Consider the following 15,320-nt stretch of genomic DNA (forward strand, 5'->3'; position numbering starts at 1 on the left):
AAAGAAGAAAAACTTTTTGGATCAGAGGGTTGACATGCCCGCGTGCATCCGTAAAATGGCGCGCCTCTGAGACGCGAATCCAGCAACACCGGAAGCGTCCAGGGTTGGAAGAAAGACGTTCCGCGATAGCTCAGTCGGTAGAGCAAATGACTGTTAATCATTGGGTCCCTGGTTCGAGTCCAGGTCGCGGAGCCAACTTCCAATCGGGGTATAGCGCAGTCCGGTAGCGCGCCTGCTTTGGGAGCAGGATGTCGGGAGTTCGAATCTCTCTACCCCGACCACCTCATACTTGGGTCGTTAGCTCAGTCGGTAGAGCAGTTGGCTTTTAACCAATTGGTCGTAGGTTCGAATCCTACACGACCCACCACTTTGAAAAGCGGGTGTGATGATAGCGGGTGAAGAAGCCAAGCGCATATTAGCCGCACGCAGCCGTCTGCCGCGAACATTAGGCCCCCTCTGGCGTGATGTCAATATGAGATAACCCACCGTAATTGGTGGGTTTCTTCGTTTTGGGCCCCTGATTCCTTCTGACAGGGGTCGTCTCAGAAAACGGAAAATAAAGCACGCTAAGCCGGTTGCAGCGGCCGTAGCGGTCTGAACTTGCCCGCGCCTATCTTGGCGCTGCTGCGCCATAGGTAATCGCCGGTCAGGTTGATGTGCTCCCAGCCCAGCGGCGACAGGTACTGCAACAGCGCGGTATCGACGGCTTGGCCGTGACCACGCAAGGCATTCGCTGCCCGCTCCAGATAAACTGTGTTCCACAACACGATGGCCGCTGTGACCAGGTTGAGTCCGCTGGCCCGGTAGCGCTGCTGCTCGAAACTGCGGTCGCGGATTTCGCCCAGGCGATTGAAGAACACGGCACGGGCAAGTGCGTTGCGCGCTTCGCCCTTGTTCAGCCCGGCATGCACGCGGCGGCGCAGTTCCACGCTTTGCAGCCAGTCGAGGATGAACAGGGTACGTTCGATCCGGCCCAGTTCGCGCAGTGCCACGGCCAGGCCGTTCTGGCGCGGGTAGCTGCCAAGCTTCCTGAGCATCAACGAGGCCGTCACCGTGCCCTGCTTGATCGAGGTGGCCAGGCGCAGGATCTCGTCCCAATGGGTGCGAATTGCTTTGATGTTCAGCCACTCGCTCCTGCAGCTCACCGCTCTCTGCATCCAAAAGCTTTCTTTCATCTGCGAGGACTGAGAGCGTCCTGCTTGCCTTGCGAATTGCTTGGCGCGCGGGGTTAGTGTCAGCCTCATAGCGTGCCCAGGCAAAAGCTGCATTCAGCTGCGAGAAGAGCTGTTCTCGATCACGGCCTGGATTCGTATCGGCGGCCTCACTGCAGAGATGAAGGGCTTCCTCGTGGCTATATAGGTTGCGAGGATGGCCAGCAGCGGTCAGGTTTTTTTTAAGATCACAATATATTTCAATGACTTGTGTTTTTTGGATCTTGTTCGCACCTGTGCGCCCAATGTGAGCCCGCGACGCCTGGAAACTAGATGCTCTCGGCCATTCCCCGTCTTTCTACTGGCCGGGCGATCGAGTTACAGCGGCCTTACCGTTCGCCGGAAAGTCGCCTGCATTTCATCGTGCTAGGTCATTCCGCTTTGGCTGGCACTCTCCCACCGGGGTGAGCGCCCCTGTTCCGGCCTTGCCGCGGCCATTACCGCTGAGGCAGAGCGTGCCATGTACTGCGCCATCAAACCCATCACGACCGTCTGTTCGAAGCGCTCTGGCGATGGCGAAGCCCAGCTCTCGGCCCCATGGCACGGCATCTCGCTGATGACAGGAGGGGGGAGAGACAAGCGCGTCGCCGGTCGAGCCGACTCCGGCGCGCGAGCACGGGCGGCAGGTCGTGCAGCCCGCGTTGCCGATGGTTGCTTGGCGTGTGAAGAGGGTGGCCGGGCAGCCGATGGCTGCTCGGAGCGAGAAGGCGGAACCGGCGCGGCAGCCTGTGGCGAGCGGCTGTAGTCGATTTTGTGCCGGTGTCTCAACGCATCGTGCGCTTGTCGCCTTTCGTCGAGCACGGCCTGCATCTGATCCAGGTCCACTTCGATGTAGCTCATCGTCGTTTGAATGTTCGAGTGGTTCAGCAGGCTCTTGGCGACATGGATGTTTCGCTTGGGCTGCTTCATCAGGTCACTCGCCAGCGTATGCCTGAAGCGATGCGGTGTCATGCGCACGCCGACTTTCTCCGTCAGCTTCCGGTACATGGCTTCGACCTGATCGCTGTTCATTTCCTGGCGCGAGTAGTGGGGCGAGAAGCGATTGACGTTGAACAACTGATCCTTGCCCTTGATTCCCGCAGCCTCGGCTTTATTCAGGAGTCGATGTATGTGGGGAGCCATGCCGTCAGTGATGGGGATGGAGAATTCCCGGTGGGTCTTTTCCGTCTCGCCGCGCACCACGATGATTCGGTTGTCCCACTGCACGTCGCATTTGCGAATGCACAGCAGGGCATTGAGGCGGATGCCGGTATCGTAGAACGTCTCGAAGACGCATCGCCAGAACCAGGCCGGGGTGATCTGGGCGCGCTCGCCCGTACAGTGCTCGGAGCTCTCCTGTACTTTTAGCCAGGCCCGTGCGTTCTGTATGGCATCGAGCGCCACGGTTTTACTGGGTCGCTTCGGTGGAATCACGCCGGTTTTATTGAAAGGATTCACCTGGGTGTGCGTCAACAGTTCGGACTCGATGGCATGTCCCCAGATGGTGCGCAGGTGGCTCGAATAGGTGTTCCAGCTCCGCTTGGACAATCCCTGCTCCAGGACTTCGCGGCGCCATTCCAGTATGTTGCGGTGGGTTATCTCCTGTACGGAGACGGCTGGGCCGAAGTGGCGGATCAGGGCGCGAGCAGCTGACCGGTAGGTCTTCTGGCTGGCCTCGCGTAAGTCATGCGCGAGGAGGTACTCCTCGGTGAGCTGAAGCGGGGTCATTGTGCACCCCCTTCAGCATCGTTGATGACGGTAAGGCTTGGGTTGTCCAGGGGCTGCTCAGGGAACAGCAAGGTCGGATCCTGGAGCAGATAGGCCTTGAGTTCTTTCGTCTTGCGCGGACCTGATACCTTGATGGTCCAGATGTTCAGGTTCTTACTGGTCTTCCGGTGTAGACCCTGTTTCTCGAACGCGCGCTGCACCAGCTTCCAACCGGTCGTTTCCTTGGCCTGAGCCAGCTTTTCGAGCTCTGGGTGCTCCTGGACATAACGCTTGAAGATTCCTGGCGTGACCAGCATGGCGGTCCCGTCGACGGTATGCACCAAGGCTTTGGTGTCGTTGATGAACAGGCGACGGGCCGCGATACCGGATTTCATCCAGCCAACGAATCCCTGTCCCAGGTCAGTGCTTCTGCTAGGCATATAAGCGTCTTCAACTGTTTCGGGAGCGCAATCTGCTGGCTCCGCGGTTCCTAATGGCTGCTGTGGGTTCTCCTCCCCGCGAGTGTTCGTAGGAGAAGCAGCCGATGAGTCGTGGCTAGTGTCTAGCTCTTCTAGTGGCGAAGTGATATTACCAAGAAGCGCGTACAAATCGTCTACGTCCTCCTGCCGATTCGTTGACGGTTTCGCGGCGATTGGCGCGGGTTGCCGAAGTTTCGCTTGCGAAACTGGCATCGAGGGCGTTACGGCAGGGTCGTCGGGCACAGCGCAAGTCGTTTCCGCCTCTGCCGAAGAGGTTTCCTCCAGCTCGATTTGTATCGAGCCGGAGTAGGGGGCTGGCCGCTCGGCAGGGTCTGTCCAGATCAAGGCCGGAGCAATCTTGAGCAAGGTGAGCTTGGTCCTCCAGCCGGCTCCGTTGTCCACCGTGGCCGTCCAGATGGCTTTGTCCTCGGCGTTGGTCTGGATGACGGCCTGGTCCTGGAGCATGTTGAAGAACGTCGCGTTTGAGGTGGGCACGCCTTCGATGCCCTGGGCCAGGAGATAGGCCCTCAACTGGTCGGACGCAGGCTTGCTCACCAGCCAGAGCGCATCCTGGGTCAGCCATCCATCCGAGGGGCCGCCAGGCTGATTCAGCTTGAACTTGTCCTTCACCAGGAAGCGAAGACCATCCGCCAGTTGCCGCTGCAGCGACTGCTTCGGTGCGGCCAGTGCTCGATCAGGATTCCCCCCGAGCTCCTGCGCCACAGACGCCTGGTCTGCCTTCACTATGATCTCGCCGAGGATCCCGGCGTGCTCGTACTGCCCAGCGAACAGGTAGATCAATTGAGCCCACAACTCTGGAAAGCGACTGAGCCAATCGAGTGCAGTGCGCGGTAGCAGTTGGTGGATGAGGAGTGCTGAGGCAGCGCTGTGGAGCTGGTACTCGCGGGGCTTCACGTACTTGAAGCGGTATGGCTGGTTGATCGGTCCGTTCCAAGGGTGCCAGGTGCTGCCGTCCTGTAGCTCAACCTGCAGGTCGACGACGATCTTGCCTATGTCGTGAGCCAGGGCGCCATACGCCGCGGCGGCCGACCAGGCTTCAGCCTGGGCTGACTGTGACTCCGGCGCTGCGCCGATCGGGAGCAGGTAGGTCTGCCGTACCTTGAGTGCGTAGGCCACGATCTCCAGGCCGTGATCGATCATCCCGCCTGGATGGGCATGGTGATGGTTTTCCGAAGCAGGGAGCTGCTGGACCAGCTCGGCATAGTTGGCCAGTGGCCGCCGGTAGATCTCCTCGAATTGCTGCTTGGATAGCGAGGCGCGCTGCCAGATGTTCTCCAGTAGCTGCCGGCGCCGAGGTGTGCCGAGCAGCTCCATACTGCTCAGAGGAGGGAGGAATCCCCCTGGGGCAGCTTTGGTTAGTTGGCTGGGGGACGGCTTCCTGGAGATCCAGGAAAGGAGTTGAAACATGGGAGGCTCCATGACGATTCATGGAGCGGGCTTTTCCGCCAGATCAGGGCTGGCAACAACGATAAAACAACGGTAGCGGGGAAGGGTATTTTGTTGGCAATGTGCCATCTTGGTCTTGTGCTTTGCCTGGGAGGAACTGGGTCAGGCTCAACCATGGGCACCTGCTGGTGGATGTTCACCCGTAGCCTTTTCGTGTTCGCCGGCGCGAACGCAGCCCTTTCTGCCTTCCGGCAGGCCCTTTCGGGTAGGGCTTTTACCCTTGTGGACCATTCCCTTCGCCCTTCAAGCCCATTTCCCCTTTGGGCCATTTGCTCCTGCTACAGCTGCTCACCGATGGGGCAGGTATTGATCCAGATCCATGGAGTCGTGAAGCACGCGAACCACCTCGAGCACCTGGTCTGTCGCAACGAGGCTACTCGATGCTTTGGGCACAGGTTGCCAATTCAGCTGTTTCGGCGTATAGATGATGGCAGTATGCCCTTTTCTGGGGCGAGGAGGTTGATGATGAACGCACACGCCAACAAAGGTTTTGCTTCCCGGGTCGGTTATGCTCTGGGTATGCTTGTGCGCTTCTGCTTGCATGATCGTCGGCCTGTCGTGCGCTGGGTCAAGCGAACCTGCTTGGTCGTGGTGCTGTTCGTTATCTTTGCTCAGAACTTTACCTGGTTGGCCAGCGCTTTCATGACTTTGATGTCGTTTGGGTTGTTTGGATTGCTGCTAGTGAAGGGTGGCTCAAACCACTCAAATAGTGGAATCACCAGGGAAAATAATAATTTCCTTGGTAGTCGCGGCTATCGAGACGGTGACTTTGGTTATGGTTACTACGTGGATGGAGTGCGCGTAGATAGCCTTTTTGAAGATGAAGAGCCTCACCATCGCTGGTAGACCTACGCGGGTCTACCAGCTCAATGCGGTAATGTTATGGCTTTATAGTGCTGTTGCCTATGCTCTTAATCCCTCCTTCAGTAAATTGACCTCCTTTTTCGCCTGCCTTTTCGATCGCCCTTGTGCCACTAGTTAGCCCCTCCAGCACCTTGCCAGCACTGATGCCTGCCCAACTAAGCGCCGCTATCCAAAACACAGGTAGTGCAATAAACATAGAACCCATAACGAAGTTCAATATTGCATCTTGAGTCGCCGTATTGAGGCCCATGACTGGGTCAAATGAAAGATGCGGTGATCCCGAACCATAGAAGGCATCAAGTATCGTGCTATCGATATATCTGGCTAACTGAAACCAGAAATCGACGAACATCATCGCAAAGAAGACGACCGTCATCGTCATGGCAACTTTCAGTTGATAGGTGCCGATGACCAGGACCATCGGAATGCAGATGACCATGGCCATCTTGAGGAACGACATCACCATCGGCAGCGCTTGGCGGACCATATCCATCGCCGGGAAATAGGCCAGGCTGCCCAGGGCAACGCCGAAGGTTCCTGCGGTTCTCGCGATGCCGTTCCAGACGGTGCCGCCAACCTGCCCGCCGTAATCGGTATAGACGTTGCCCTTGACCTGGCTGGAGGGGGAGATCACCTGGCGAATGACTGCCTCGGTTACCTCGTCCTGGTTCAGCCATTTCGCCCACTTGAGGAAGCTGGTCATCAGGTCCGGATCCACCTGGTCCTTGATCCGATCACGCAAGCCGATCCCTGAGTCAGCCCACCACTGCTTGCAGGTTGGGTAGCCGCCACCACCGCCCACCTGAGGCAGGCCGGCATCGCGGGTGGCGTTGTAGGGCCACGACTGACGGGGACTCTTCGAGTAGTCGGTGTCGTAGTACCCCGGGGTGTTCAACAGGAATCGGGAGCCGATCCAGTTCAGGTCTTGCAACGCCTTGTTGTCCTCGGCGACGGAGCCCAGGTCGGGTTGCCGCATGAACAGCCGCGCACGGGAGGGCCCGTAGCAGTCCCTGGAGAAATCAGCGATTTCCTGTGCTAGCAGCGGGTTGTTCACGCGCGTGTTGTCCACTTCCATTCGCATCTGCCGCAGATCCGTGCCGCACGGAATGGCCGCGATGGCGCCGCTGGTGAAGCCCTTGGACAGGGCATGCATCATCGCCCACCAGAGCGGCATCTGCGCACTCTTGCCAGCCAGGCTGCTGAAGGAGCTCGACCAGCCGGTGTCCGCCGGTGCCGGCAGATTGTATTGGCACTGCTGGGCGCGGGCCTGGTCGAACTCGATGGTGTCGAAGCTCACGTTGACGACCGGGATCCCCGCCAGGGCGACCACGATGTAGCCGACGTAGATATGCGTCTCGATGCGGGCCAGAGACAACACTCCCTTGTTGCCCTCGTCGGCGCCTTCCCCGCGAACTTTCAGCCATTCGCGCATCACGATGGCAGCGAAGGGCACCGCGAACAGGCCCGTGTCCGAGATCATGTTCCAGATCCCGTTGTTGATGATCCAGCCGAGGAGGGTGAGGTAATACTCCAGGTAGTCATTGGTCATGAAGGTCATGCTGCGCCTCCCGTGCGGAAGTAGGCTTTGCTGAATTCGATGAGCAGGACCAGCAACAGCACCAGGATCTCGATCCGCCGAATGCGCTGCCGCTCATGCGCGCTCAGTTCCTTGCGCTGCTTGAGCCGGAACCAGGCGATGGCCAGGGCGCAGTACAGCAGCGCCCGCCAGGCGAACAAGCTCCAGTAGTTGCTTTGCCGCCAGGCCTCCAGGCCCTGGATGCCACCGAAGTGGTTCAGGGCGAAGAGGCTGAGCAGCGTACCGACCACTGCCAGGCCGATGACCATCAGCACTCCGACCAGCAGTTGGCCGAGAAGCTTTCGGGTGGTGAGCGTATCTGCCATCACGGTCTCCCTCCCGACTTGCCGCCGGCGGCAGAGGGGGCCTGCAGGCGATCGAGGCGATCAGCATCGGGCGCCGACTCGAACACGCCACTGGATCCTGAGGCGCGTTGTTGCCCGCGCTCGATGACCCGCATGGGGGAATTGCTGGCCAACTCGCGACGGAGTTCCAGTTCGGTCTTGAGATTGGAGATCTCCTGCTGCAGGAGGCTGGTCTGCTGATCGACGGCTTGGGTGGCCAGGCCGTTGGCGGCGACGTTGGGCTCCTTGGCGCCGGCGAACATCAGGCGCTGCAGTAGCAGTGCCTTGCTGAGCACGTCCATCAGGGAGACATCGGACGCCAGGCGGCGCGCCAGGACGTCCTGGTCACGCTCGTCGCGCAGCGCCTCGATGACGCCGCGGGTAATTGGCAGAGCATCGGTCCCGGCCGCAGCCAGGTTCTCTGCAGTCAGTGGTTTGCTCTTCGACAGCAGCTCCTGCAGCGACTGGAGCTTCTTGTCGTAGGTTTCCTGGATCAGCGGGGTGAGGCCGACGCCAGCAGCCGTCACCGTCTTCTGGCAGCCTTCGCAGGTCTGTTGCTGTTGTTCGCCCAGAACCCGGGTGGCGAACGCGGCGGCTTCCTGGGGGGAGGACCAGGTGTTGCAGACCAGGCCGTTGTTGCAAGTGGCGGAAGGCACGCTCGACGAGTCATTCACTGAGCGGCTGGTCAACAGGTTGTAGCCCGCCCGGGTCACGTCGTTGACGATGCGAATGGGCTTCTGGCCGGAGCCGCCGGCCTTGTCTCCACCGACCCAGGTTATGCCATCGTTGCCGCCCTTCTTCTCCACTGCTTCGAGGGCGGATACGGCGTCTTTCCCGCCAGAGGCCAGTGTGGCACCCAGGGCCTGGCCTTCGGCGATTTTCCCCCAGCCGGTCTGCTCGCCAGCGATGTCAGCCATCTTCTCGGCGATCGCTCTGCAAGTCCCTTTCGAGCGGTCGTAGTCGATCCGCGCCTGCAGGATGCCATTGGTGATCAGGTTGTAGAGCTGAGGGTTCGCGCGCTGGATGATCAACGCCGGCAGCGACATGACTGCGCCGGTCGCGTTCTGGATGACTGAGCCCATGATGTTCTGGAAACCCTGTGTGGCACCGTTGAGCTGGTTCTCCAGGGTGGTGCTCAGGTTCATGTTTCCGCACATAAGGTCGTTGTTCCAGCCGAAGCCGACGCCGATCGAGTCCATCTGGCCGGCGCTGCCCATGCTCACCGCACTGCCGCCGCCAATGCTGTAGAGGACCTCGTCGCTGAGAACCGTGCCGGTCTTGGACACATTGATCGGGTCGTCGGCCTGGGCAAGTTGCGCTGCGAGCAGGCACGTCAGCGCGACCGAGGTGATGTTCATTCGCATGATTCGTCTCCGTGTCCTTATTGGAAGTCGGTACTGCCGAGGAAGATCTGCCCCTTGCGCTGGCAGCAGGAGTAGGGACGCCAGAGCGCCCAGGCGTAATCGCCGTCGACGGCTTGCGTCTTCGGCCCTGAGTTGGGAAACACCGCGCAGTTGAGGCTCAGGGACGGGGTCAGCTCCTGCCATTTCCCGGTCGAGGCATCGCCCTCTTTCAGCTCGCCCGCCGGCCAGTAGCCGTCCTTGGGGGCTGCGCGCATGGGAAGGTAGACGTGGAGTTGGCCGACTCGCGTGGTGATGTCGCCGGCGCGCTGGGCGATGACGGCTGCCGTCTTGTAGTCGTCGGTCTGGTGCAGGAATCCGCTGCGCGGATAGAGGTTCCCCCACATGTCGCCGGAGAAGACTCCCCCCACCTCGCGCAGCCCTGGGACCAACGCTTCGGGGTACACCTGCTCGGGAATTCCATGCCGCCAGCCAATGGCGTCCAGTGTGCTGAGGAAGTACGGCACCAGCGGGAAGGTGGCACCAGGGCAAACGTACCCAGAGGCGCTGGCGAACCGGCTGAACGTGGCCCCGCCAGGATGGCCGATCACATCCGCTTCCTTGAAGCGGCCGATGCTGTTCTCGGCCTTGTAGTTGGTGGTCGCGTCATTGCCGGCCTGGGCGAGTGGATTCGGTGTACCCAGCGCCGACACCTCGGTCCAGGGGTTGCTCCCTGTATTCGCGTAGCTGGAGACGACTGCGTCAGGCACGTAGTGGCGGACCTTGACCGACGTCTTCACTTTGCAGCCATGCGGGCCGCATAGCAGCCAGTAACAGATCCCGACGACCTTGTATTCGAGGCACTGAGGGGAAAGGGTGGAGGAGACGATGGCCGCGCTGTTGATCGCGGCCGAGGCCGTGAACGAGAGGCTGAAGGTGGCGGCCGCCGCTGCCAGGCGGCGGAGGTTGTGGCTGGTCATCAGCGCGACCTCCTGGCCTTGGCGATCAGCTCAAGCGCGCGCGGTACATCCGGCTCGCCGTAGACCACGTACTGCCTGTCGACTACCACGGCAGGGATCTTCTCGACACCGAGACTCCACGCATCGGCGACGTCTTGTTGTGCCTTAACCAGTTCTGCCTGCAGGCGTCGCCCCGCAGGGCTTTGTAGTAACTGCTGAAATGCTGCCTGAGCTTGTTGAGGATCCTTGGGTAGAGCGTCAGTCAGCTGCTCCTCAAGGTGCTGCTGGGCATCCAGGAGCAGGACTCGCGATGATCCGGTGGCGGTGACCGGATGAGCCTTGTCGGTGATGACCCAGGTTTCGGCCTGGCTCGCGCCGCTCAGCAGTACCAGTAGTAAGCCAACGACCAGCGTTTGTGGCCGCCAGCCAGGGGGAGAGTGATGAAGAGGCATGGGTCTGTACCGGTTCGAGGAAGGTACAGACAGGAGACAGGATCGCTTGCGATGGGGCAGCAGGAAATCATCATCCTGCCGACAGAGTATTTTTTCAACTCGCAAAATGTGAGGTGAACGCTCTGGTGACTAGCTTAGTAGCGGAGGGCATAATCCAGCGTGCGGGTGGCCACTTGGCATCGGCGGATTGCGACGCTCTATTTCGTGAGCATGTTCTTCGAACAGATTTGGTTGGATATCTATTTAATCTTCATGGAGGGAAGCCATGACAGCTTTTGAAGGTGACTTGCAAGAGGAGTTGGTACTCCGATTCTCCCATAATGTATTAGAGCATTTAGGTTTAAAGCTCTATCAGAATAAGCCTACGAATGTTCTGGCTGAGTTGGTTTCTAACTCATGGGATGCTTACGCAAATAATGTATGGATTGACATTTCCAATACCTCCGGAGGGGCGCCAAGACTAATAGCCGTAGCCGACGACGGTCATGGAATGACACACACATCGTTGAGGGATAACTACCTAGTTGTTGGAAAGCCAAAAAGAGACGAGGGTGAAGTTAATAAGGGTGTAAGGGAAGGTTTCGCTGAACGTAAGCCGATGGGGCGAAAAGGTATTGGAAAACTTGCTCCTTTTGGAGTTGCTCGCCTTGTTAGCCTCATAACGGTGTCCGAGGGGATGGCGACTTGGCTTACGTTCAATTACGAAGGAATGCTTAAGTCTGAAGGGGATTACAAGTCCTTCTCAGAATATAAGCCTGATATTTTGGCTAGTAATGTACCGTTGGCGTCGGTAGACTCATCGCTGGCTGGAGAGGGGGCTAAATACGTTGAGTCGTTTAAGAGGCGTCTGGGGGATGATGGATCGGGTACATTAATACTTGCAGGAGACCTTACTCTGCGGAGGGCTATACTGGCTGCTGATCTAATGGAATCTCTCGGTCGACGTTTCACTGTTACGTTATGTAGGCCGGATTTTAAAGTATGGGTTAATGGTGAGGAGCTACAGGAAAGTCATGCTTTCCCTGCCTGGTATTTACGTATACCAGAGAGCGGTTCAAAAACAGCAGTAGTTCAAACCCCTGACGGAAGTAGAGAAGTTAGTTATTGGGTAGGCTTTGTGAAAGAGGCTTCTTGGCCTCAGGAGCAGGCGGGTGTAGGAGTATATGCTCACGGTAAAATTGCTCAGGACAGAGCTTTTTTCTTTGGAGTTAAAGGAAGTGAGATATTTTCAAGATATATGTATGCCGTAGTGGAGGCGGATTGGATAGATGAGTTAGAGTATGATGCAATTTCGACTGATCGAACATCCATTAATTGGGATGATCCAAATTTCGAAGGGTTCTATAGTTGGGGAGCGAGTAGCGTTAAGGATTGGGTTAAAGAGTATCAGAAGGCTCTAAAGCTTTCAGCTAAGGAAGAGGGTGGTAAATTAATAGATAAGGTGGTTGTGGATAAAAGCTTATACGTTAGACCTTCTGAAAAAGAACACTTGGTTGACCTATTGAGTGAGATTACACCAAGGATGCAAGGAGATGGCGAAAGTCAAGAGCGTTTAGTAGAGGCAACTGTTAAGGCTTGGGTGCATGAGCCAGCTCGTAGACTTATTAAGAAGCTTTGGGAGGAAGCTGCGCTATTTGATGCTGAGAAGTTTAGCCTAATTATGGACAGGCTTGTCGAGCAGTTGGTGCCAGAGAGCCTTTCTCTTGCTGTGGTTTTTTCGCAACGAGTGTTCGCTTTGACGCAGCTTGAAGGCCATATAATGCGTGGTCAAGAAACTCAGCTACAATTTCTAATAGAACAGTTTCCATGGATTCTTGATAAGAAGTACGAAAGCTACATTCCACGGCGGGCGCTGAAAACTATTTGTGAGGAGGCGCAGCAGCAGGGGATTTTTACTGCGAGGCCCGTACATGTTGCTTCCCCTGCTGACTATACTAAGCCTGATTTTGTGTTTTTTGTGGACTCTGCAGATACTCATATCTTGGTTGTTGAGCTGAAAGGTCCGGATGCTGTAGCTAGCTGGCCAGAGTTCGAGCAGCTCCACTCATATATGACATACTTACAATCTAGAGATTCTTCTAAAAAAGTTCGTGGCGTATTATTGGCCAGAGAGTTTGACCCTGGAATTCAAGAGCAAAAAAGTAATGCCATGGAATATGTGAAGTGGCAGGATGTATTAAAACTCTCGCGTCGAGACCACATGCAGTTGCTCGGAGGGTTGCTTGCAGGGGCAGATGCTGACCCGAACGATGTTCGAGTCAGACAAGTCTGTGACCTTGGTGGACATAGCGTTACTGGTTTTCTTGCTCAAATGGCCAAAACATCCCCTGAGCTTGACGAGATTGTAAAGGCGGTCAAGAAGTCTTAAGTGAAATTAAGCTTTGCAGCGTAAGGCCAAGTTGATAGGTGACGAGTGGTGGTACTGCCTCACCTATCATCTCTCGAAAAAGGTGAGCCTTTCGGTACTCTAAGACTTGTGGCCATTTAAAACTGTCGGGTATAGTCTGGAGCCTGGCGCACTCTCTTACACTTAATACACGATTCTGAAGTGGATGAAGTTTTACGTCGCTGCTGAATGTGCCGCTGGATGTGGTAATAGTGTTTGCAAGCTCATTTGGCTTCATTCGCTTGTAACTTGTCTTGAAACCCTTGATAGCCCGTATCTCGCCGTTTTTACTTTCTACGTGTGGCCTATTTTTCATAGGTTCAAGACAGGAAGGGCAATGAACTGTGAATATAGGTGCTGCACTAAAGCCGCAGTTTAAGCAGTTATTCTCCCAAGCAGACTTTCCACTTCCCGCCGGTATGCCTGCTATCCATGAGTAGTGTTTGTGCGAGTATACAGGTACTTGGTGCAAAGGGTCAGACTCATCCCTCGCCACAGTTGGAGAAATCCCGTCAAGAGGCGAGAGGTCACTTATTGCTTCCAGAATACAGCTTGGGGCTCCATCTATTTTAGCAAGCCAGTTGTTCGGTGCGAGCTGGTCCTTGTTGATTTTCAAGTCTCGTCTAGCGAAGAATGCAAGTGATCTTTTTCGTGTTTGCGGAACGCCAAATTTTGAAAAGCAAATATTACCTTGCCAAGATTGATAGTCTTGCAACGAGGCTTCGATGAATTCATGAACTCTGCTTGTTACTTTTTCCTCTTCGCATTTTATTTTCTTCATTAGAAAATTTGGTACGTTCTCAAATAGAACGAACGAGGGGTTTAGTTCTCTTATTATATAAAGTGCTTCGAAAAAAAGGCTGTTTCTCTCATCTCCTTTTGCATGCTCTGCATCATCTCTAAGTCCCCTTCTGGAGTTTGCAGTGCTGAAACTTTGACAGGGAGGGGTCGCAATAATTAGGTCTATGTTTTTATCTTTAAGACTTTCTACTATCTTGACTTTTTCTTTGCGGATGTCACCCCATACATGCTTTTTGAAGTTGGCAGTATGTACGGCAGCTCTTTGGGTGTCTATCTCGCAGGCAGCCAAACACACTCCGCCTGCAAGGTGTAGGCCGTAATCTCCTATGCCAGCACCAGAAAATAAGCTGACAAAATTAAAGTTTTTTTTCTTTCTTCGTTGTGAGCCAGCAATGAAGGCGGGATATCTTACTCGTCGCATCCTGTGGTTCCTAAATCATCCTGGCGCGTAGCATACGTACTTCGCCTACGGGATGCACGTGCTTCACGCTCCGGGCTGGCTCCGGTACTAGTGTACGTAGGCTTCGTGATGCATCAGGCTTACCAGCCAACATGGTCCGGCATCCGTGTTTCGCTTCAGTCACTCTTCGCTTCTAAGGTCGCTAGCCAGTCTATCGCCGACAGCAAGGTGGTTTCGTCGGCCATGCCCTCCAGCTTCACGCTTCGTTTCGTCTGGTTGTCTTGGATGACGAGGGTCGGGGTCGCTGTAATGCCCTTCGACCGTGCAATGTCGATGTCCGACTTGATGGATGAGTCAACCAGCTCGTTGTCTTTCGCACATTTCTCCAGTCGAGACTGGTCCAGTTCAGGAAAGTCCAATGTGCCGCCAGGCAGTCCGCCCCCGTTGCCGGCCGACTGAGCGAAGATCGCATCGATAGCGCTCCAGAAGGCTTTGGCGCCGCCTTGGATCCCCGCGCACTCCACCAGGCGAGCCTGGTGGCGGGCCGCCTCGCCATGCATCTGCAGGGGAAGATGCCGCCAAACCAGGTTCACGTCCGGATGGCTGTCTACCCAGCGCTTCAGTCGTGGGGTGTAGACCTTGCAGAAGGGGCACTCCAGGTCAGCGTATTCATTGATCGTCCAGCGCGCTTTCGCATCGCCGTAGAGGCTGTGGTTGGCTGGCAGCCCCTTCACCAGAAGCTCTACCCCTATGGCGGATGCAGCCAGCAAGATCAGCAGCAGCCCCGCCCAGGGCAGGGCGGGACCTTGAAATCGTTTCGCTGCCCAGCCGCCCTTCAACAGTCTCACGCTTGCCTCCGCTGTAGGATCTCCGCACGGTCCACGGCCTCGATGAGCGCCTGTTGGGCCGTATCAGGCTGTGGATGCTGTTGCAGCCATTCATCCAGGAGCTGCTTTATCTGCGGGACAATGTCCCGGCGATCGACCGCCCTCAGTTGAATCTGCTGCAGCTCCTCGATCAGTACAGGAGCGCATATCCTGAGCGTCTGCAGGGCATCTTCTTCGGGGTTCTGCAGGATCTGGGTCAGGTTGTCGATCAGGTTCTGGGTCAGCGAATTCAGAGCTCTCATTCGTCCTGGCACTCCACTGCCGGTTGGTCTGGGAAAACAATGGGGAAGGGTGGCAGGCCGCGCGCCTTGTCGAGATCCGCTGCGACCTGCAAGGCCGCCTCGAGCTCGTCGCAGCCGGTGGCTTGCATGATGTTGTAGCGCTGGTTCTTTTCTTCGTTCTCGGTCATTGCCAGGGCCAGGTAGAGGCTCGGGGGAACCACACGGAAGAGGTACTCCTTGCCCTTGG

Annotated in this window: 14 protein-coding genes, 3 tRNA genes and 1 pseudogene; 5 read left to right on the forward strand and 13 right to left on the reverse strand. The window is 56.7% G+C overall.

Annotation, left to right across the window (positions count from 1 at the left end):
• Positions 1–119 precede the first annotated feature (119 nt).
• The 3 genes from JHD77_RS25300 (at position 120) to JHD77_RS25310 (ending at position 367) form a co-directional block, all read left to right on the forward strand.
• Positions 120–195 (forward strand) — tRNA-Asn (locus tag JHD77_RS25300).
• A gap of 9 nt (positions 196–204) precedes the next feature.
• Positions 205–281: transfer RNA gene (locus tag JHD77_RS25305), tRNA-Pro, on the forward strand.
• A 10-nt stretch (positions 282–291) separates the two neighbouring features.
• A tRNA-Lys gene (locus tag JHD77_RS25310) sits at positions 292–367 on the forward strand.
• 199 nt (positions 368–566) lie between these two features.
• Here the strand turns inward: JHD77_RS25310 and JHD77_RS25315 are convergent.
• The 4 genes and pseudogenes from JHD77_RS25315 to JHD77_RS32475 all read right to left on the reverse strand — a co-directional run.
• Positions 567–1,268, reverse strand: a complete 702-nt coding sequence (locus tag JHD77_RS25315) for a Tn3 family transposase (protein WP_223699419.1) — start codon at positions 1,266–1,268, stop codon at positions 567–569.
• A gap of 309 nt (positions 1,269–1,577) precedes the next feature.
• Positions 1,578–2,918: a site-specific integrase gene (locus tag JHD77_RS25320; protein ID WP_003099879.1), complete on the reverse strand. Its 1,341-nt coding sequence runs from the start codon at positions 2,916–2,918 to the stop codon at positions 1,578–1,580.
• Positions 2,915–4,804 (reverse strand): MobH family relaxase, encoded by a 1,890-nt coding sequence (gene mobH / locus JHD77_RS25325; RefSeq protein ID WP_196994397.1) that lies wholly within the window; start codon positions 4,802–4,804, stop codon positions 2,915–2,917. The genes JHD77_RS25320 and mobH overlap by 4 nt, the downstream gene beginning before the upstream one ends.
• Positions 4,805–5,131: 327 nt before the next feature.
• Positions 5,132–5,212, reverse strand: a pseudogene (locus tag JHD77_RS32475) (type II toxin-antitoxin system RelE/ParE family toxin); the annotation flags it as partial.
• A gap of 96 nt (positions 5,213–5,308) precedes the next feature.
• Here JHD77_RS32475 and JHD77_RS32480 point away from each other — a divergent pair.
• Positions 5,309–5,689, forward strand: a complete 381-nt coding sequence (locus JHD77_RS32480) for a DUF3742 family protein (protein WP_020750390.1) — start codon at positions 5,309–5,311, stop codon at positions 5,687–5,689.
• 34 nt (positions 5,690–5,723) lie between these two features.
• Here the strand turns inward: JHD77_RS32480 and JHD77_RS25335 are convergent, their stop codons facing one another.
• From JHD77_RS25335 to JHD77_RS25355, 5 genes are read right to left on the reverse strand one after another with little or no spacing between them, the layout of a single operon-like run.
• On the reverse strand, positions 5,724–7,265 hold the full coding sequence (locus tag JHD77_RS25335; protein ID WP_196994396.1) for a conjugal transfer protein TraG N-terminal domain-containing protein: 1,542 nt from the start codon (positions 7,263–7,265) through the stop codon (positions 5,724–5,726).
• A complete protein-coding gene (locus tag JHD77_RS25340; RefSeq protein WP_003099870.1) occupies positions 7,262–7,609 on the reverse strand; it encodes a hypothetical protein in 348 nt (115 codons plus the stop codon). Before JHD77_RS25340 ends, JHD77_RS25335 begins: the two co-directional genes overlap by 4 nt.
• Positions 7,609–8,991: an integrating conjugative element protein gene (locus JHD77_RS25345; protein ID WP_050413521.1), complete on the reverse strand. Its 1,383-nt coding sequence runs from the start codon at positions 8,989–8,991 to the stop codon at positions 7,609–7,611. The genes JHD77_RS25340 and JHD77_RS25345 overlap by 1 nt, the downstream gene beginning before the upstream one ends.
• A gap of 17 nt (positions 8,992–9,008) precedes the next feature.
• Entirely contained in the window at positions 9,009–9,947 is a 939-nt protein-coding gene (locus JHD77_RS25350) for a TIGR03756 family integrating conjugative element protein (protein WP_012076879.1), read from the reverse strand.
• Positions 9,947–10,378, reverse strand: a complete 432-nt coding sequence (locus tag JHD77_RS25355) for a TIGR03757 family integrating conjugative element protein (protein WP_023518409.1) — start codon at positions 10,376–10,378, stop codon at positions 9,947–9,949. The genes JHD77_RS25350 and JHD77_RS25355 overlap by 1 nt, the downstream gene beginning before the upstream one ends.
• Positions 10,379–10,643: 265 nt before the next feature.
• On the opposite strand from JHD77_RS25355, the gene JHD77_RS25360 reads away from it, so the two are divergent.
• The gene (locus JHD77_RS25360; RefSeq protein WP_023092930.1) at positions 10,644–12,746 is read left to right on the forward strand and encodes an ATP-binding protein; all 2,103 of its coding nucleotides are present in this window, start codon (positions 10,644–10,646) and stop codon (positions 12,744–12,746) included.
• On the opposite strand, the gene JHD77_RS25365 is transcribed toward JHD77_RS25360, so the two are convergent.
• The 4 genes from JHD77_RS25365 to JHD77_RS25380 all read right to left on the reverse strand — a co-directional run.
• Positions 12,733–13,986, reverse strand: a complete 1,254-nt coding sequence (locus JHD77_RS25365) for a DNA cytosine methyltransferase (protein ID WP_003151440.1) — start codon at positions 13,984–13,986, stop codon at positions 12,733–12,735. The genes JHD77_RS25360 and JHD77_RS25365 overlap by 14 nt on opposite strands.
• Positions 13,987–14,141: 155 nt before the next feature.
• On the reverse strand, positions 14,142–14,813 hold the full coding sequence (locus JHD77_RS25370; protein ID WP_023092929.1) for a DsbA family protein: 672 nt from the start codon (positions 14,811–14,813) through the stop codon (positions 14,142–14,144).
• Positions 14,810–15,094 (reverse strand): hypothetical protein, encoded by a 285-nt coding sequence (locus tag JHD77_RS25375; protein WP_003086159.1) that lies wholly within the window; start codon positions 15,092–15,094, stop codon positions 14,810–14,812. The genes JHD77_RS25370 and JHD77_RS25375 overlap by 4 nt, the downstream gene beginning before the upstream one ends.
• Positions 15,091–15,320: hypothetical protein (locus tag JHD77_RS25380; RefSeq protein WP_199506536.1), on the reverse strand; the 230-nt coding region annotated here is incomplete at its 5' end. The genes JHD77_RS25375 and JHD77_RS25380, both read right to left, overlap by 4 nt.

Source organism: Pseudomonas sp. P20 (assembly GCF_016463925.1).
Lineage (GTDB): Bacteria > Pseudomonadota > Gammaproteobacteria > Pseudomonadales > Pseudomonadaceae > Pseudomonas > Pseudomonas aeruginosa.